This window comes from Pseudomonas sp. MF5691, assembly GCF_016405645.1.
In the GTDB taxonomy this organism is placed as follows: domain Bacteria; phylum Pseudomonadota; class Gammaproteobacteria; order Pseudomonadales; family Pseudomonadaceae; genus Aquipseudomonas; species Aquipseudomonas shahriarae.
Window position 1 is genome coordinate 124,256 of the sequence record NZ_JAEKDC010000004.1, and the last position, 17,842, is coordinate 142,097.

General features: G+C 48.9%; 15 protein-coding genes and 1 pseudogene. 1 reads left to right on the forward strand and 15 read right to left on the reverse strand.

Translation table 11 applies throughout. From position 1 onward, the window contains the following. Positions 1–86: 86 nt before the first annotated feature. Positions 87–218 (forward strand): annotated as a pseudogene (locus JFT44_RS08095) (IS3 family transposase); the annotation flags it as partial. A 114-nt stretch (positions 219–332) separates the two neighbouring features. Here JFT44_RS08095 and JFT44_RS08100 read toward each other — a convergent pair. The 15 genes from JFT44_RS08100 to JFT44_RS28960 form a co-directional block, all read right to left on the reverse strand. Continuing rightward, positions 333–1,142: a glycosyltransferase family 2 protein gene (locus tag JFT44_RS08100; protein WP_198830517.1), complete on the reverse strand. Its 810-nt coding sequence runs from the start codon at positions 1,140–1,142 to the stop codon at positions 333–335. An 11-nt stretch (positions 1,143–1,153) separates the two neighbouring features. Next, a complete protein-coding gene (locus JFT44_RS08105; protein WP_198830574.1) occupies positions 1,154–1,510 on the reverse strand; it encodes a multidrug efflux SMR transporter in 357 nt (118 codons plus the stop codon). Positions 1,511–1,520: 10 nt separating this feature from the next. Then, positions 1,521–2,342, reverse strand: coding sequence for a sugar phosphate isomerase/epimerase (locus JFT44_RS08110; RefSeq protein ID WP_198830518.1), 822 nt, complete (start codon positions 2,340–2,342; stop codon positions 1,521–1,523). Further along, positions 2,339–3,127: an NAD(P)-dependent oxidoreductase gene (locus tag JFT44_RS08115; RefSeq protein WP_198830519.1), complete on the reverse strand. Its 789-nt coding sequence runs from the start codon at positions 3,125–3,127 to the stop codon at positions 2,339–2,341. Before JFT44_RS08115 ends, JFT44_RS08110 begins: the two co-directional genes overlap by 4 nt. Before the next feature lie 21 nt (positions 3,128–3,148). After that, the gene (locus JFT44_RS08120; protein WP_198830520.1) at positions 3,149–5,170 is read right to left on the reverse strand and encodes a hypothetical protein; all 2,022 of its coding nucleotides are present in this window, start codon (positions 5,168–5,170) and stop codon (positions 3,149–3,151) included. Next, the gene (locus tag JFT44_RS08125) at positions 5,157–6,278 is read right to left on the reverse strand and encodes an FAD-dependent oxidoreductase (RefSeq protein WP_198830521.1); all 1,122 of its coding nucleotides are present in this window, start codon (positions 6,276–6,278) and stop codon (positions 5,157–5,159) included. The genes JFT44_RS08120 and JFT44_RS08125 overlap by 14 nt, the downstream gene beginning before the upstream one ends. After that, positions 6,278–7,303 (reverse strand): glycosyltransferase, encoded by a 1,026-nt coding sequence (locus tag JFT44_RS08130; protein WP_198830522.1) that lies wholly within the window; start codon positions 7,301–7,303, stop codon positions 6,278–6,280. Before JFT44_RS08130 ends, JFT44_RS08125 begins: the two co-directional genes overlap by 1 nt. Before the next feature lie 302 nt (positions 7,304–7,605). After that, on the reverse strand, positions 7,606–9,600 hold the full coding sequence (locus tag JFT44_RS08135) for a nucleoside-diphosphate sugar epimerase/dehydratase (RefSeq protein WP_198830523.1): 1,995 nt from the start codon (positions 9,598–9,600) through the stop codon (positions 7,606–7,608). A gap of 87 nt (positions 9,601–9,687) precedes the next feature. Beyond that, positions 9,688–10,737 carry a glycosyltransferase family 4 protein gene (locus tag JFT44_RS08140; RefSeq protein ID WP_233098313.1) on the reverse strand — a complete coding sequence of 350 codons (1,050 nt, stop codon included), beginning with the start codon at positions 10,735–10,737 and terminating at the stop codon, positions 9,688–9,690. A 25-nt stretch (positions 10,738–10,762) separates the two neighbouring features. Further along, positions 10,763–11,698 carry an NAD-dependent epimerase/dehydratase family protein gene (locus JFT44_RS08145; protein WP_198830524.1) on the reverse strand — a complete coding sequence of 312 codons (936 nt, stop codon included), beginning with the start codon at positions 11,696–11,698 and terminating at the stop codon, positions 10,763–10,765. Further along, the gene (locus JFT44_RS08150) at positions 11,695–12,897 is read right to left on the reverse strand and encodes a glycosyltransferase family 4 protein (RefSeq protein WP_198830525.1); all 1,203 of its coding nucleotides are present in this window, start codon (positions 12,895–12,897) and stop codon (positions 11,695–11,697) included. Before JFT44_RS08150 ends, JFT44_RS08145 begins: the two co-directional genes overlap by 4 nt. An 18-nt stretch (positions 12,898–12,915) precedes the next feature. Further along, positions 12,916–14,046, reverse strand: a complete 1,131-nt coding sequence (wecB, locus tag JFT44_RS08155; protein WP_198830526.1) for a non-hydrolyzing UDP-N-acetylglucosamine 2-epimerase — start codon at positions 14,044–14,046, stop codon at positions 12,916–12,918. Between the two features lie 388 nt (positions 14,047–14,434). Further along, the gene (locus JFT44_RS08160; protein ID WP_198830527.1) at positions 14,435–15,553 is read right to left on the reverse strand and encodes an NAD-dependent epimerase/dehydratase family protein; all 1,119 of its coding nucleotides are present in this window, start codon (positions 15,551–15,553) and stop codon (positions 14,435–14,437) included. 3 nt (positions 15,554–15,556) lie between these two features. Next, positions 15,557–16,591 (reverse strand): polysaccharide biosynthesis protein, encoded by a 1,035-nt coding sequence (locus JFT44_RS08165; RefSeq protein ID WP_198830528.1) that lies wholly within the window; start codon positions 16,589–16,591, stop codon positions 15,557–15,559. Further along, positions 16,584–17,795 (reverse strand): glycosyltransferase, encoded by a 1,212-nt coding sequence (locus tag JFT44_RS28960; RefSeq protein ID WP_198830529.1) that lies wholly within the window; start codon positions 17,793–17,795, stop codon positions 16,584–16,586. The genes JFT44_RS08165 and JFT44_RS28960 overlap by 8 nt, the downstream gene beginning before the upstream one ends. Positions 17,796–17,842: the final 47 nt, after the last annotated feature.

Genomic DNA, 17,842 nt, shown 5'->3' on the forward strand with positions numbered 1-17,842 from the left:
GGTGACTTTGCCGGACGCATACAGATCGGGAGCACAGCTTCAGGCTTCAACTGACGGATTTGAATGTGGGCACGGTGGATCGCTTACAATTTAACGACCTTGATGAGCTTCACGCAGGCATCGACGAGTACATCCAGTATTACAATCACTCGCGTATCAGACTGAAGCTAAACGGCCTGAGTCCTGTTGAATACAGAACTCAGGCCGCACAGGCGTAGATAGAAAACCGTTCAACTTTGTGGGGTCAGTTCAATTTTAAGTGCACACCATGTTTCGTCTTTTCAGGGCTGCCTAGATAACTTTGCCGGACACATACTCTTCCCTTGCGGCCCCTATGGGTTATAAACTCCGAAACATGCGCGAAACAACACTTCAAGTACCGAAAGGTTGCCTTTTACACTACTGATCTTGGTAGGCACTTCACCCTTTGGATAGCGTCGCACAGCCGCCAGTTCGACGCAGCGATAGCCCAGCTTGGGCGCACGATAGGAGAGATAAGCCAATAATTCATAATTCATAAATACGTCACGGAACGGCGCCACTTTACTGTCAAGCAACATTTTTCGGCTGTAGGCACGAAATCCCTGAGTGGTGTCCGTCCACTTAAAGCCTGAGGATACACTTAGCATCGGCGCATGAATAAAGCGTATGGCAAAATCTCGCGACTTGGGCGTGTTCTCTGCTACTCCGCCCTTGACGAAGCGTGAGGCCTGTACGAAGTCTACACCTTGCTGAAGTGCGTCGATAAAGCGCGGTATCGCCTCAGGATCATCCTTATCGTTACCGTCAATGGTAACGATGCCTTCATAGCCCTGCTCAAGCGCAAAAGCGTAGGCGCAACGAAGTTGAGCGCTTAGCTTGCCTGGCGCGGTTTTAACCAATAGCCCCCGTACACCCACCTGTTGTAAAGCTTGTAGCTCAAGCGAGCCATCCGTGGAGCCTCCGTCGACGATGATGATGTCGGCAATACCGACAATATTGATCGCCGCCATTCGGGCAAGCAGGTTCTTGATTCGCTCACCCTCGTTGATCACCGGAATCACCACGCACCAAGGATGCTGACGACCCAGCCAGAGGGGTGTATCAAGGGAAGGGACTTGCCACGTATCACGAACTGCAGAAACACTATCGGAAACAGTCATTTTCTTTACCATCAAGCCACGCGAGCTGTAATCAACCCAACGCCAGCAATTACCAGGACGATTCCTACCCCTGTTGTCCAGTGGAAGGACTCACGAAAAAACACTACTGAAAACAGCGCGACGGTTGCAATGGCACCAGCCGTCAACACCGGATGCGCCACATTCAGCGGGAGCCGAGACAAGGCGGCGGCATAAAGCAAAAAGGCCGCTCCGTATAGCCCAAGACCGAGCCAGAACGGCCAGTTACTCAACGCCGAAGCAGGATCACTGAGAGAGGGAAACTTGCGAGGTGGCATCATGGCCATCTTCACCAGCACACTGGCGGAAGCATTGGAAAGAATACCGAGGATGAGGATCAGCCACTTCAAGCTCATACGTTTACCTCACCTCTCGATAGTGCTTCATCGCCACCTGAAGTGATCGTTCAATCGAGGTCACATGGGGCTCTTCCTTCGTCGCCACCATCTCGATAGTAACCAAATGACCTGGTAAGAAGTGAGCCAAAGTGGATGCCATCAACTCATGGGCAGTACCACCATCACCCAACGGTAACAAGTCAGGCTCACTGACATGTACGTGCCCAATCAGATCGGCACAATCACTCAGGACCACGTGAGGATCCTCTGCGTTAATAGTCAAGGCGCCCGTGTCCAGTTGCATTCGAATGGAGGGGTGAGCAGTACCCCGGACGACCTCAGCAGTTTCTGAACTGCTTGTCATGAAGTTCGCACCGTAGCGAATGGGGTTCGGTTCAAGACAGATCGTTACGCCATAAGCACGAGCAATGTCCCCTAGTTTACGGAAAAACGCTATGGCTACGGTCAAAGCCTCCTGATCGTTCAGCCCGCTGCGATCACGATTTTTCGGCGAACCAAAAACCACCCGAGTTGCCCCCAGCCCTCCTCCAATCCGGCACACCGCCTCCAAATGTGCCAGTAAAGTGGCTTGGCTATCGGCTGAACCAAATACGTTCAATCCTTGGGTGCCGAACAATAACGCCTGCATCCCAACAATCTCAACTCCACGCTGCACCCACCACTGTTTGACTTGAGCAATGTCTTGTTCCGTAGCCTTTGTGGGGTCAGGAAAGTACTTGCCGGGCGCGATATCAATCGCATCAACCGCAAAGTACTGAAGCAATGCAGCAACCGCCTCATCTTCCGTCCGATCCCAAGCGATATTTGAAATCGATACCCTCATTTGCCCACACCTTTTTTTTGAGTGAGCGGTTCTGACTGTGCATACGCCCTGACAGCCTGGATCGTTTCCCGCGCACTGTATTGATAGCGGCCAGACGCGCCAAACAGCTGGGCATGCTTGGTTTGCATATCGTAGGTCCCCACAGGATTATTCAGGGTATTTGTGAAAGGCTTGCCAAAACCGCCTTGTGAAACATCGGTCACACTGACGGGGGCAGCAGTCAAATGAACGAGCCTCAGGTCTGCTTTCAATGCTGTTTGAATGTCATACCAAAGGTTGACCATCGGGTAAAACTGAAAAACCCCTCGACTATCGATTGATTCAAGATTGTTGTCATTTAGAAAGTCGAAGATGACGTTCTTGCGCAACCTCGGACCGACCAATCCAGGCAAGCGGACGATCAGGTGACGAGGGAAATGCTGTTCAATAAATGTCTCAAGCAACCGACGATTCAATCCATAGGCGTGCAGCCCTGACTCGTCAACAGAGGTGTCTTCATCGACCCCTACGGGTCGCTTGAATACATCCACCGTACTGATAAGGATGAAGGTTTTGCACTGGATGGTTTTCAAGTGAGCGATCAGGCCTTCAATTTTCTGCCTATCCAATTCCGGATCACGATTGGCGATCCACTTTTGCGCCGGAGCTCCTGCACAGACGACCGTATCGAACGATTGGCAATCGATTTCGCCAATATCAGTTGAACGATAGCGTGACTCAAAAAAGGTTTGTGCGCATAAGGTACCGCCCACAAAGCCTGAGTATCCGATAAGCGCAGAATTCATCAGTAATCCTCAACCCTTAAATTAATATTTATAAATCAATACTTTATTTGGATACCCATCCAGCGCCGGATTCAAAGGTTCGCCATCAAGAAAAACACTTATGTACTCAGCTGAATAGTCGATTCTTAATATCTCCCTCTTGCCGGAACCTCCTAACAGCAGATTGTCGCCTACCTTCAGAGACTGCCTATTGACGAAATTATTTTCGACAAAAAATGCAGCATTAAACCGGAATATGCCGTCCAACCAATTGCCATCTGTCAGATTGAATGGAGTCACACTCCCTGAATAATACTTGCCCGCCAGACTCAAACTTTCCTTCCAAATGATCACGACGTCAGGAAGCGTGTACTGCCCTACGTCCAACTTACCCAAGCTATAAGGCGGCAACTCAACAACAGCCGTGCAGGAACCATAATACTTGGATAACCACTTCTTACCTTTGCTACTGGAAGGCATCTTGAAATCAAGATTTAGAAACCCGCTATTCATACCAGTATGGCTCTCAGATTTTTCTGGATAGGCATGAACAAAAAATGTGTTATTCAAATCAGCTGCGGCGCAGTCCTTTTTAAAGAAAATTAATTCCTTACTCTTAGACAGTATAACTGTGAAATCAGCTCCTACATCAAACGAATCAACAGACGATTCAAATATGCGATCCTGCTCCTTATCAAGTTCCCTTGCAGATAAAAACATCCCAACCAATACCAAAAGACAAGGTAAAAGAGCAGCTATCACCATCCCCTTGACACCAAGACCTCTCAAAAAGCGATAAGCATCCGCACCGATTATCAAGAGGTAGACAATGACACCATATACCAACGCCTGCATAAAACCGAAATACCAGAGAACATAATTAAGTTGCGTATGTACAAACGAATGCCCCTTTGCCAAAACATACCAAGACATTGGACACAACAAAAAAAACACAATGAGAACCATCGGTTTCAAATCAAAGCCTTTCTTCCTGAAAAAGGAATAACAAAACCCCACCAAAAAAAAGATTGTGGCAAAACTCAACAAGTACGCAGGAATCCCGAAAAACAGGGGAGTCTTCCAATCAAACCAATACTTACGAATCACATCTACAACAGACGCTGTCAAGGACTCTCGAAGTATTGGATCAAAGGCAGCCGGATCACCATATGTCCTTTTCTTTACATCCTGCTCCAATATATTCATAAGTCCACTTGCAACCGAGTCCCCACGCATCTCAGCATGAATAACCAGAGCACATAGAAAACCTACTACGCATGTGGCAAATACCAGTGCTGCCATCCTTACATTGTAGGCGTAATTCACACTTTCAGTTCTAAAAAACGGCCCCACAATAAAAACCGAGCAGGCAAAAATAGTAATCGTTGAAAGATACTCGTATCCGGCAAGACTTTTAATAAATACGGAAAAAAAAACACCAACAAGTAATAAGCCTTTTATCAACGGGCGTTTAGCAAGGTAGAGCATTGAAGAGAGCACTGCTGGCAAAAACCAAAGAAATGGAACCCAATACATATTTCTCGCAAAGGAAACCACCCACGGCGAGGTCACCATTACAAAAAAGAATACCAAGGCAAACTTCCAGTCATACACTCTGATAAACAAGACGGATAACGCCGCTATAACCAGAGAGAAAAAAATCGAGTTTACGAACTGCAGTCCATCTACATCATCTATATTAAATGTATCATGTAACCATAAAAAAAATGCACCCTGGATGCCATAGTGCGACTGATACGGAAAATAAATTACTGATGAAACTTCATTTTTTTTTACCAACTCATTAAACGTATTGAGGTTATTATCCGAATACTCCAACACTCCATTTATCGTTACTGAACCAAGATTCCACCCTTGGTCGTCAACATGCGCATCATGTGCAATAATACGCCCAGTAACAAGTATTTGCGAAAACCTATCAAGTCCAGCAAAAAAATCGTTATCGACCGAGCCCAACATATTTTTTTGAAAACTAACGAGGCCAATGAAGAAGGCAATAAAAAAAGTCAATGGCAGCAGTATTTTGCCGTTATAAAATTTCAATTAACTTCTCCAGAACATCGTAAATGTTATCAATCTTTCCACCCAACACTGAATAACAACCTGGCAACTCATCATGCCGCTCAAAAAGAATCGGACGTCCATCATCGCCTTCGTTCTTGACCAATATGGTTTTCACTTCAAACAGCGACTCTACATACTTAGCTTTCAACATATCCGGAATATACCGTCCGACATCCCTCACCATTCGATCCACCCGTGTTTTCTGTTCGTAATTATGAAGTTTTTCGTAAGGATCGATACCTTGTTGATCAGTCCAATGCAAGTGGGGGGTATAGCGTACATGAGACAGCGTATGTAACTCACGGGCAGGAAATGGCATCATTGAGAAGAAAGGACCATCCATGACCGTAATCCCCAAGCCGTTGAGCGAGGAAGGTATTTGCACCAGGGCCATTTCAGTGATCTCTTGCTTCAGGCCCGTGCTGACACCGGGAAAGTCACCCTTAAATTGGTTCAGCCCACTATAGGTACAATTGAAAACATAGCGACTAGATAGCAGCTCCTGAACACCCCCCTTTGTTTCAGTGATGGTCCGTAGCGTCGAATCCGGACCTTTCGAAATCGCGGTAACATGGGTTTCATAGCGTATTTGCACGGCGCAATTTTTCAGCTCCCTCTCAGCCCATCCGGCAAGCTTCGTCGTATCGAACGCATATTCCTCCACTAGGAACACATCTTCGATCAGGCGAGGTTCAAACAACGCCCTCAATGCAGGATTTGCTGGCTGGATATCTGCACCAATATCACGACAAAAACGCTCGAACTGCTTGGCCGTCACCTTGGAGTTCCGGCGGGCAATAGCGTAGATCTTGGTAAAGTCTTGCTTGACCGCATCGGGCCAGTCCCGGACAAACTTCGGAAGGTTGACCCTGCTACGATAGGCAGTAGTGAAACTACGTGGATAGTGATAGCCGTTATGCACGCGAGCCTGGTTATTGTAAGACGCACGCATCAACAAAGCTGGTTCACGCTCGACCAGCACCACACGTTTAAAGCCGCGTTGCTTGGCCAGGTAAATTGCAATGGCGGCCCCATAGAATCCACCACCGATGACAACAGCATCCTGGATTGGATGTGGGCTCTCCATCAGGACGACTGCTCACTTTTGAAGGTCACGACTTGAGCCGTGCCTGTAACAACCTCTTCGATATTCAGTTTTTCCAGCCTAGTCATACGAGCACTGGTGAACTCCTGGCCCACATGGTAAAGAGGTCCTTCGTTCGACAAGCTGACCATGTTCAGTATGTACTCGCCCAGTACCAGCAGGACAAGGGAAATCAAAAAGAACATCCCCGACTGCTGCAACGAAAAACTGATCCAGCCCGGCGCAACATCAGTTTTTAGAATACCCACAGCGACTACGTAGACGCAGTACACCAAGTTGGCAACAGCTCCAAATAAAGAGAGAGACGTCACCAGCCGCATTGGCGCGCGGGTCGTCGAAACCAGCAATCGCATACCCCGGTCGATACTGTCGCCCAAACGCTTCTTACGCGCCGCCTTTGGCGTCGCACTATAAGTGAGATGCGCCCTAGCGAAGCCTCCTGTGGCAGGAAGATACCGATAAGTCATCGCCGGTTGCGGATGCTGAAGGATGAAATTGATCACTCGTTTACTGAGGATTCTGTACTGGGGAGCCTCCTTGGCAAGATGGACACCGTTGAACGCATTATAGAGCCGATGAAAAATCGCATCCGCCCATCGATAGGCCAGACTTTGGGGGATTTTTTTCTCGTTTTTTGCGAATACAACATCTGCTCCTCTGGCAGCCTTATCAAGCATCTCAGGCACAAAACAAATGTCATCCGCCAATGGGTCGATAACCACAATGAAATCGCCTAATGCATTCTCCATTCCGACCCATGAGGCAGTATCCGCATCGACCTCTTTGGTCAATGCGTATACCTGTAGATTGGCCAATCCATTTTCGCCAGTCAGTGACTTCAATACTAGAACGCTGTCGTCATCGGAAGCATTATCGACCACGATCAACTCATAATCGCTAACCGTCGAGGCAATGATTGAGGCCGCATCAGACAGGATTTTTTCAACCTCATCTGACTGGTTGCGTACAACGAATACCACAGACAAAAAACAAGGAAAAAAGGCCATCTTAAACTCTCTTAAAAACCAACTAAATGTACACAAGGAGTGATCTGAGTTTAGTCAGCGGCCCCGTCATCAGAGATTGCACTACAGGAGTGTGCCCACCATCAATGTATAAATATCTGCCATCGAGACCATTGATGACAAGGGACTACAGACGGTCAATCGAAAGCTAAAGTACCACAACCCACCTACTTATTCATGGCTGACGCCACTCAAAAATTTGGCGCCCCGATGTTTTTCAATCTACGCGAATACTATCTTAGCGCTGTAACTCCACGCCGAACGCGCATTACAAAAGCGGGAACTCAAGGCTCAAGACGACGTTGCTGATAGATCCAGTCGACGATTTCACCGTCGGGTGCATATCCGCTGACAGTGTCCCGCAGCAACTGCCGGACGAGGGTGTAATTATCTTGCTCAATCGCAGCTAGCAGAACGGCCAACTTTTCCTTGAGTACATCCCAAGCCAGATAGTCTTCGTTGGCTCTCATGATCATTGGGTGTTGAGTGGCAATCACGTTGTCACCGATCAGCAACTCTTCGTAAAGCTTTTCGCCGGGACGCAGGCCGGAGAACTCGATGGCGATGTCTCCATGCGGGTTCTTGTCGGAGCGAACACTCAAGCCAGACAGGTGAATCATCTTCTCTGCGAGCTCGACAATCTTCACCGGCTCCCCCATGTCCAACACAAACACGTCACCGCCCAAGCCCATGGAGCCCGCCTGAATCACCAACTGCGCGGCTTCAGGGATGGTCATGAAGTAACGTGTGATCTTCGGATGGGTCACTGTGAGCGGGCCACCCGACTTGATCTGCTTGTGGAACAGCGGAATCACCGAACCCGAAGAGCCCAGCACATTGCCGAAACGCACCATGGTGAAACGGGTTTTGTTCACCCGCGAGATGTTCGACTTGTCACCGAACAATACCGGTGCCAACTCACGACTGAGGGCTTGCAGGGTCAACTCGGCCAGACGCTTGGTACTGCCCATCACATTGGTCGGGCGCACCGCTTTGTCGGTGGAAATCAGCACAAAGTTCGACACACCCGCCTGCAGCGCCGCCTGTGCAGTGTTCAGGGTGCCGATGACATTGTTCAACACGCCTTCGGCGATGTTGTGTTCAACCATCGGTACATGCTTGTAAGCGGCGGCATGGTAGACAGTGTCCACTTGCCAGGTCTTCATCACATCCAGCAGCTTGGATTGATTGCGCACCGAGCCCAGGATCGGCAACAACTTCACCGACAACGACTCGCGGGTGAGACGCTGTTCAAGCTCCGAAAGGATGCTGTAGAGGTTGAATTCACTGTGTTCAAACAGCAGCAACGTGGTCGGACGCAACGCCAGGATCTGCCGGCAGAGCTCTGAACCGATAGAACCGCCCGCCCCGGTCACCAGGACGTTTTGTCCCTTGATACAGTGTTCCAGCAACTCACCCTGCGCAGGCACCGCATCACGTCCCAACAAATCGGCGATGTCGACTTCCTGAATATCATCCACCTTGACCCGGCCGCTGGCCAGGTCCATGAATCCTGGAACGCTTCGCACGTGCAGCGGAAAACCTTCAAGGAAACCAAGGATTTCGCGGCGGCGACCGCGATTGGAGGACGGAATCGCCAGCAGGATCTCTTGCGCACCAGTGGCGTCAATCATGCGTTGGATGTGCTTGGGCTTGTAGACTTGCAGGCCAGAGATAACGCGGTCTGTAATACTCGCGTCGTCATCGATAAATGCCACCGGACGCATCACTCTGCCCATGCGCAACGCAGCAACAAGTTGGTTGCCCGCTGCACCCGCTCCATAAATAGCCACACGCGGCAGACCGTCTTCGCGGCTGGTAAAGGGTACATGCTGGGCTGCGGCAAACCAGTCGCCCAAAAAGTATTGGCGCATGGCCAAACGCAGCCCGCCAACCATGATCAGGCTGAGCCACCAGTAGTTGAATATGATCGAGCGTGGAACCACGTTCTGGTGGTTACTGTACCAGTAGACAACAACCCCCAGGACCAGGGACGACAGACTGACAGCCTTGATAATGGCAATAAGCGCATCGTTGCCAAAATAACGCATGACTGCACGGTACATGCCGAAGCGGACAAACAAAGGAATCGCAACAACAGGAGCAACAAGAAACAGCCACAAATGGTCGCGAAACGGATTGGCCATTTCGTCGACACCCAGGCGCACGACAAAAGCGAGCCACAGAGCGGTCCACACAACACCGACATCAGTGGCTACTTGAATCAGTCTCTTTTTACGGCGTGGCAATCCCACCAGGAAGGCCCGTAACTTTTCCATAACCCCTTCGTCCACCTCAGACTGCTCCCATAATTTTTACGCCATCACCATTCTACGTTTCTCGATACGCCATAGATGATTAAATCGTCAACACCCGTCAGGTCTTTCCAGCTCTCCGGAACGAAATTTGTACGCCAGCGCGATCAACGGCAGATAAGCTAGGATCAGTGCCACTGCTCCGTCCACCCTCAACAGCACCACAGACAACGCCAACGGAAGCAACCAAAACAGATTGATTGCTCCGACCGCCAGTGTAACCGGCAAATGCTTGCCAAACTGTCTAGAGGCAAATTGATAGCCATGGCTGCGATGAGCCTCATACACCTTGTCGCCACGCATCAGGCGCCGCACCAGCGTAAAGGTGGCATCAACGATAAATACCCCCAGCAGGATTAACCAAACCCACAACATCCGCGGGTCGCTCCACGCGGCCTGAAGAGACAAAATGCCCAAGATAATACCCAGGAAACCACTACCGGCATCCCCCATGAATATTTTGGCGGGCGGGAAGTTCCAGCAAAAAAACCCCAACACCGCCGCCGCGAGCAGCAACGGCGTCCATACCAACGAATCAGTACCGGTAAGCCAATAGACAAGGCAGGCGCCTAGGGTAGCTGTAACGGCTTCAATACCGGCAAGACCGTCGATACCATCCATGAAGTTATACAGGTTAAGCATCCAGACTAAGTAAAGCGCCGCAAGGATGTGACCAATCCAGCCGATATCCAGAGATACTCCGAACACGCTAATAGATGGCAAACCACCCATCCAGAAAAGCGCCCATACCGCACTGATAAAATGCGCGAGCAACCTCCAGCGTGCGGCTATATGCCCGTGGTCATCAAGAAAGCCGACAATCGCGATCAAGGCACCCGCCCCCAACAACCCCCAAACCTGGTGCCAGGTGGCAAGGCCCGCGAGCGCAAATAAAGGCAAAACCACCAAGAAGCTAACGACAATAGCTACACCACCGCCCCGAGGGGTCGGCACCGAATGGGAACTGCGGGCATTCGGGACATCAATCAGGCTGTTTTTTAAAGCATAATGGCGTAGCGCCCCTGTTAACCCCAGAGACAGTAAAATAACTGTCACCAGCATCAGCCCTAAAAACTCACCAAAAGAAACGACATTTAGCATTTTAAAAACACCACTTTCAGAAAATCTAAAGCCATTTGAAGTTCTGCCCTGCCTCGACCAACGCCTCCAGGGGAGAGACGATCGGTGTCCACCCCAACAAAGAACGAGACTTGGAAGAATCAATAACCAGCGACTCACAAAGCTGAGAATACATGGCTCGGCGTCTGAGCAATGTTGCACCTGCCAGCAACATCACAGGAGGAACTGCAATAAGGCGACTCTTTTTGCCCATTCCCTTGGCCAGCAACCCAAGGATTTCGCCGATGGACAAGTCCACGCCATCAGAAATCAAAAAAATATTATTCGCCGCGCTGGGATGCTCCAGGCATACGCGAATAAAATCAGTCAAGTTTTCCAATGCAATCATACTGCGACGATTTTTAATCGCTGCAAAAGGTAAAGGCAACTCCTTGGAAACTATTTTCAACAGGCGTTGAAAGTTGCCTGGAGCATCACCGGAATATACCAAGGGTGGTCGGATGATAACCAACTCCATGGAGCTACCCTGGACCAGTGCTTGCAGTCCTTCCTCAGCCTCGAGTTTTGACTCGGCATAATCAGCATGAGGTGCAACAGTAGACTTCTCGCTGAACGCTTCATGGGTTGTATATGAACCATTGACGCCAATGGAACTGATGAAAACGAATCTCTTCACATTCCCAGCCAGAGCTTGCTCGGCCAATCGCAGAGTACCGTCAACGTTGATGGCCTTAAATGCACGTTGTGCAATATCACGCGGCTCGCCTATATTGTGAGCCTTGCCTGCAACATGAACCACCACATCGACATTCTGTAAAAGGAACTCCCAATCGGCATCACGACTCAACGATGGCGAGATGGAAAACTCCGAATTTTTTTCACTCACGGTTCTTGAACAACACGTTACGTCATATTTGACACTTAGCTCTTTAGCCAATCGCCGGCCTACAAATCCATTTGCCCCCGTGAGCAAGATTTTCATGATTTCTGTAACTCAACAAGAGGGGTCAAACTGTCAATGAATTTATTGAGCACCGGTGTCTCTGAATATGTCTTCAAAAAAATACTCCGCGATCGCCCGCTCAATGGTGCAAAGTCAATTGCACATATTTCTATAATCAAGTCAGCCAGATCTTGAGGCTTGGATGGACCACACTGCCACCCCACACCGGTTTCACGAATGACCCTAGAAATCTCTGCACGCTCATCCATAATCGCCAAAAGCGGCTTATCTGCCGCAAGTGAGAAATAGGCCTTGCTGGGAACACCCAGACCAAGCATTCCATTTTCAAGACTGATCAAAGCGACATCACCTGCAGCCAAGCCCAGATTCTTGTCCTTTAGAGGCACAGCGCCAGCATACGCAACATTTCGACTCGGGTATGCACTAATGAATTCCTGCACCTTGGGAACCAGAGCGCCCTCCCCCATAAACAAAAATGCGGCTCGCCCATCCCCTACAAGCGAAATGGCATCAAGAATATTCTCGATACCCTGCAACCTACCAATATTGCCAAAAAACTGAAATACGACTTTATTCTGCCAGCCCATTTTTTCAATGAGCGGCACCTCCCCACGTGGTAAAGGATAAACTTCGGTTTCATCGGCCCAGTTGGAAACATATACAACCTTACTGGGATTTCTGACTTTTTGAGCGACCAATTCCTGCATATCTCTACCAATGACTATCAATAAGTCCGCAGAATCATAAACGACTGAAAAAAGGCGCTTTATGATTGGGTAGAGACACCCATCGCTTTTTATAACACCGGCAGGAACAAGGTTTTCAGGAAATACGTCATGAACAAGCACCCCCCACTTGAAACCTTTGAGTCTCTTCAACAAAGGAAGAATCATCAGTAACAAAGCCGGGTTGGTACCCGTCATGACAACATCGCCTTTTTTTACATGGCGCACGATCCGCCAGCAAAATCCGACAATCTGGCACACCTGTCCAAACACTCTGGCTGACAATTTGTTTTTGTTGAATCGTGGAGCATAAAAAGGAAGTTTATTTACCGTAGCGTCAACAGACTCAGCCGGCAACATAGCCGGCTCCGGGTAAATAACTGATACACGCCCATACTCGCCCCCTACCCGTTTTATGATCCTGGACCAAAAAAAACCGGTAGAGTTTTGTTCGGCATCCACATACTCCGAAACAACAAAAACATTACTCATTACTGCATCCTGCCTCGATCAGTACTTCTTCCATACCACACGCATTACATAGTCGCGATAGCTGTGGATTATCCTTACGACCTTGTCGGATACATTAGGCATACTGTAATCCTGAACCCGTCGCAGCAGGCGGTTTTCACCGGAAGGCTGGGCTTGCAAAATATTCAACCCTTGGAGCACTCGGTCGACCTCAAGGCCGACCATCATGACCGCCGCTTCTTCCATACCTTCCGGACGCTCGTGCGCTTCCCTGATATTCAGGGCGGGAAAGTTAAGGATTGATGACTCTTCGTTAATTGTTCCACTGTCGGATAATACGGCCGTTGATTCCAACTGCAGCTTATTATAGTCCTTAAAACCCAGCGGCTTCAGCAAACGGACGTTTTCATGAAACTTGACACCCATCGCGTCAACACGCTTTTGAGTACGAGGGTGCGTAGAAACAATGACGGGCAAACCAAACGTTTCTGCGGTCGTGTTTAGTACGTCTACCAATTTGAAAAAATTCACATCGGAATCAATGTTTTCTTCCCGGTGAGCGCTGACCACGAAAAACTTACCCGGAATCAAGTTCAAACGCTGAAGTACATCCGAAGCATCAATACCTTCCCGGTAGAAGTTGAGCACTTCAAACATCGGGCTACCTGTCTTGATGACCATGTCTGGCGAAAGCCCTTCGCGCAACAGGTAATCGCGGGCGATTGTACTGTAAGTCAGGTTGATATCCGCTGTGTGGTCAACAATTCGACGGTTGATTTCTTCCGGCACACGCATATCGAAGCAGCGATTACCTGCCTCCATATGGAATGTTGGAATTTTGCGACGTTTGGCAGGAATGACAGCCATGCAGCTGTTCGTGTCCCCCAGAACCAGGAGCGCATCCGGCTGAATTTCAGCAAGTACGTGATCAACACTAATGATCACATTGCCGATGGTCTCTGCACCCGAAGCACCCGCAGCATTCAAAAAGTGATCTGGTTTGCGAATCCCGAGATCTTGAAAGAAAATTTCATTCAATTCGTAATCGTAGTTTTGGCCTGTATGCACCAGGATGTGATCGCAATCCCGGTCAAGAGCGCACATGACACGCGACAGGCGAATGATCTCAGGACGAGTCCCGACTACGGTTACGATTTTCAATTTTTTCATTTTTAAACGTCACATATTTAATAAGTAATAGTAGCGATCAGACTCCAGGCTTCCCTGTGAGTCGGCTGTGGGCCGGCATCAGGAACTGCTAGGCTTCTACAGAGCCAGAAACGAAGGCTGTAGCTGATCACGGCTCAAGTAACGCCTGTTGTTGCCATAGTGACACACTATCTGAACGTACAGGTGGCCGTGACGAAGCACTCCGGTTTTCACTAGAAACACTCCGGCGGATAGCTGGACCTCAAGTTTGCGCAATCAATCCAAGCACCAACAACTCCACCACATGAAAAACGTACAAGCGCACGAAAACTTGGCCGCACGACAGGCGAATCCAAGGATAAAGCGCTGCAGAAGCTCTTCAAAAAGAATAACGCAGCGCTATTGTCCATTACGCCTCCGTGCCGACGGGCAACGCATAGGTGTCCGGAGCCTGACGATCAAAAATCTCGTTGGCCCACAGCATGACAATCATTTCTTCCTGTCCTACGTTACTCACATCATGGGTCCAGCCAGGTACCGTTTCAACAATCTCAGGCTGTTCTCCTGTGGTAAACAACTCGTAAAACTCACCAGAAACGATATGCCGGAACCTGAAGCACGCAGTCCCTTTAATGACTAGGAATTTCTCGGTCTTCGAATGGTGGTAGTGCCCGCCGCGAGTAATACCAGGATGGGCCGTAAAGAACGAAAACTGACCGGCATCCGGAGTTTTCAGCATCTCAACGAATACACCACGCGGATCCTCATACTTCGGAACCTTGTAGGTAAAGTTTTCGGGCGGCAGGTAACTCAGATAAGTAGAATACAACGCGCGAACCAAGCCTGTACCTACACGCTCACTGATCATCGTCGCGCGACTGTCGCGGAACGCGGACAGTTGCTCAACCAGCCCACCGACGCTAATGCTGTACTGAGGCTCAACGCTTACAAAAGACCGTGCGCTTACTTTGCCATCCATTACCGCTATAAACTGTGTGACCACGTCGTCAATGTAGACGAGATTAATCAGTGCAAGCGGATCGTTGACCTTGATCGGAATATCGCGAGCAATGTTATTGCAAAACGTCGCTACTGCAGAATTGTAGTTAGGCCGTGCCCATTTACCAAAAACGTTCGGTAAGCGGAAAATGTAAACGGCGGAACCAGAGGAAGCCTGCAAATTCAGCAGTAACTCCTCGGCACCGCGCTTGCTGCTACCGTAAGGGTTATCCAGTTCAGCTTGGCTGGATGATGTATACAGCACCGGTACTTGACGACCGCTGCTAATGACAGCATCGCAAAGTGCACCGGTAAGATCAGTATTACCCGTATTGAATTCCTGGGGGTCAGTCGGACGGTTGACACCTGCCAGGTGGAAAATAAAATCCACCTGTGCAACCAAGCCAGGCAAGCTCGCCAATGAATCGTCTCGAGTAAACCGCACGAACTCGACGTCAGCACGCTCTCCCAAGTGCGAGATGAGATTCTGGCCGACAAAGCCATTGGCGCCCGTAATCAGAACCTTCATTGCTTATTCCTCAGGTGTCGCGTGCTCGCCGCGCTGAATAGCGCGCATGAAGTCCAACTTTAACAACAATTTTTCCATGCCGGTAGCGTCAAGGCGCTCGGTGTTATGGGAGTTGTAGTCTTCGGTTCTCGAAATCTTGGTTTCACCCTGCTCGACAAACTTAGCGTAGTTCAGATCGCGCAGGTCCGGTGGAATACGGAAGTATTCGCCCATGTCTTCAGCACACGCCATTTCTTCCCGGCTCAACAAGGCTTCAAACAGCTTTTCACCATGACGGGTACCGATCACCTGAATCTCGTGCTCTGGCTTGCCAACCATCGCGGTCAGTGTCTTAGCCAATACTTCCACGGTGGCAGCCGGAGCCTTCTGCACAAACAGATCACCATTGTTGCCATGCTTGAACGCATAAAGTACCAAGTCCACAGCATCCGCGAGGGTCATCATGAAACGCGTCATGTTCGGATCAGTCAGCGTCAGCGGTTGGCCCGCACGGATCTGCTCAATGAACAATGGGATCACGGAACCACGGGATGCCATGACGTTACCGTAACGCGTACCACAGATGACCGTCTTCGTTTCATCAACATTTCGCGACTTCGCTACCATGACCTTTTCCATCATAGCCTTGGAGATTCCCATGGCATTGATCGGATAGACGGCCTTGTCAGTGCTCAGGCACACGACGCGCTTAACCTCATTCTGTATCGCTGCCTCAAGCAGGTTTTCGGTACCGAGAACGTTGGTTTTGACAGCTTCCATCGGGTGAAACTCACACGATGGAACTTGTTTCAGCGCAGCCGCATGGAAAATATAGTCAACACCACGGGTGGCGTTCAGCACACTCTGATAGTCTCGAACATCGCCAATATAAAATTTCAGCTTGGAACTGGCGTAACGCTTACGCATGTCGTCTTGCTTTTTTTCGTCGCGACTAAAAATGCGGACTTCGGCAATATCAGTATCGAGAAAGCGCTTAAGAACAGCGTTACCAAAAGAGCCAGTACCGCCAGTAATGAGTAATTTTTTGCCTTTAAACATAACTCTCTCCTTTAATTGCATCTAACAATTTACGTACCTGTACGCCAGGCATTTTATTTTCAATAATGAATTTTTTGGCAGACTGACCTTTTGCCAAAAGTTCATCGTCAGAAAATCTTGAAACGTCTAACAGCTTTGCCTTCAGCCCGTCATCAACCGGAGGGACAACAAAGCAAAACTCATAATACTCATCGGGTATGCCGTCAAGTTTATACATCAACACAGGTGTGCCTGACGACATGTATTCGATCACTTTGGAAGGAAACGAGTATTTCGTAAATGCAGACTCGTTACTCCTTGGATTAATCAGCAACTTGGCATTACGCTGAAAGCTCAGAACGGCGCTACGATCCAATTGCCCTAGAAACTTGACATGAGGATATTCAGCCGCAATCGCCTCAACGTATCTACGGTCATCACCATCACCGCATATCAGCAATTCGTAGCCATCGATTCCGGCACTCACAAAAGAGTCAAGCAAATTCCTTATGCCATAACGACGATCTAACGTTCCACTATAAAGGAAGTAATTTTTTCTGCCATCCGAATCGTCAGCTGAGATATATTTTTCGTCTGCAATACCTTCTATGACAACCTTCCTTACATCACCTTGAAACTTATTCAACATCTCTGCAGTAATAGCGACAATGCTATCTGACCTATTGACAATAAAATAAGAAACTTTAGAAAGTGTATCAAAAGCGAGTTTCATGAAGCCCGCTCTTACGCTCATGTATTCAGGTAGATCCGGCACAATCACACAAAGGTGCACATCTTTTTTTATACGCTTAACGAGATAGCAGGCAATCAGAAAGGGGAGGTGCATGGAATAACATACGAGCACACACTCTTTCTCGTTATATTGCTTCATCCCAGATAAAATCTGCTTTACCGCGAGAACAACCTTATGGATATTTTTCACCACTGTCAGATTTAGAAAACCGACATTGGAGACTGTGGCGCGCCCTAACGACTCAGTACGTTCCAATGGGTGAAAAAAGACACTGCCATACCGCTTGGGATAGGCACCAATGAAGGGCAGATTAATCACAGAAACGGTCTGCACCATTTCACTTTGACAAAAGCCGTCAATATAATTTTTCTGAAGCGTATCCGCAGCGTATTGCATTCCACCCTTGGACTTCTGGATAATTCGGTCCCTCTCTCGTTCGGTAAAAATCCCACCCAGGAAAAAAATATCCACAAAAACCTCACTTGAACAGAAACGAAGAGAGAGCTGCACTCATCGCA

Excerpts from the sequence above, each read along its gene's own strand:
- JFT44_RS08115 (WP_198830519.1), bottom strand. The coding sequence starts at position 3,127 with ATGAATTCTGCGCTTATCGGATACTCAGGCTTTGTGGGCGGTACCTTA.
- wecB (WP_198830526.1), bottom strand. The coding sequence starts at position 14,046 with ATGAAAAAATTGAAAATCGTAACCGTAGTCGGGACTCGTCCTGAGATC.
- JFT44_RS08125 (WP_198830521.1), bottom strand. The coding sequence starts at position 6,278 with ATGGAGAGCCCACATCCAATCCAGGATGCTGTTGTCATCGGTGGTGGA.
- JFT44_RS08135 (WP_198830523.1), bottom strand. The coding sequence starts at position 9,600 with ATGGAAAAGTTACGGGCCTTCCTGGTGGGATTGCCACGCCGTAAAAAG.
- JFT44_RS08160 (WP_198830527.1), bottom strand. The coding sequence starts at position 15,553 with ATGAAGGTTCTGATTACGGGCGCCAATGGCTTTGTCGGCCAGAATCTC.
- JFT44_RS08100 (WP_198830517.1), bottom strand. The coding sequence starts at position 1,142 with ATGACTGTTTCCGATAGTGTTTCTGCAGTTCGTGATACGTGGCAAGTC.
- JFT44_RS08165 (WP_198830528.1), bottom strand. The coding sequence starts at position 16,591 with ATGTTTAAAGGCAAAAAATTACTCATTACTGGCGGTACTGGCTCTTTT.
- JFT44_RS08145 (WP_198830524.1), bottom strand. The coding sequence starts at position 11,698 with ATGAAAATCTTGCTCACGGGGGCAAATGGATTTGTAGGCCGGCGATTG.
- JFT44_RS08130 (WP_198830522.1), bottom strand. The coding sequence starts at position 7,303 with ATGGCCTTTTTTCCTTGTTTTTTGTCTGTGGTATTCGTTGTACGCAAC.
- JFT44_RS08140 (WP_233098313.1), bottom strand. The coding sequence starts at position 10,737 with ATGCTAAATGTCGTTTCTTTTGGTGAGTTTTTAGGGCTGATGCTGGTG.
- JFT44_RS08150 (WP_198830525.1), bottom strand. The coding sequence starts at position 12,897 with ATGAGTAATGTTTTTGTTGTTTCGGAGTATGTGGATGCCGAACAAAAC.
- JFT44_RS08110 (WP_198830518.1), bottom strand. The coding sequence starts at position 2,342 with ATGAGGGTATCGATTTCAAATATCGCTTGGGATCGGACGGAAGATGAG.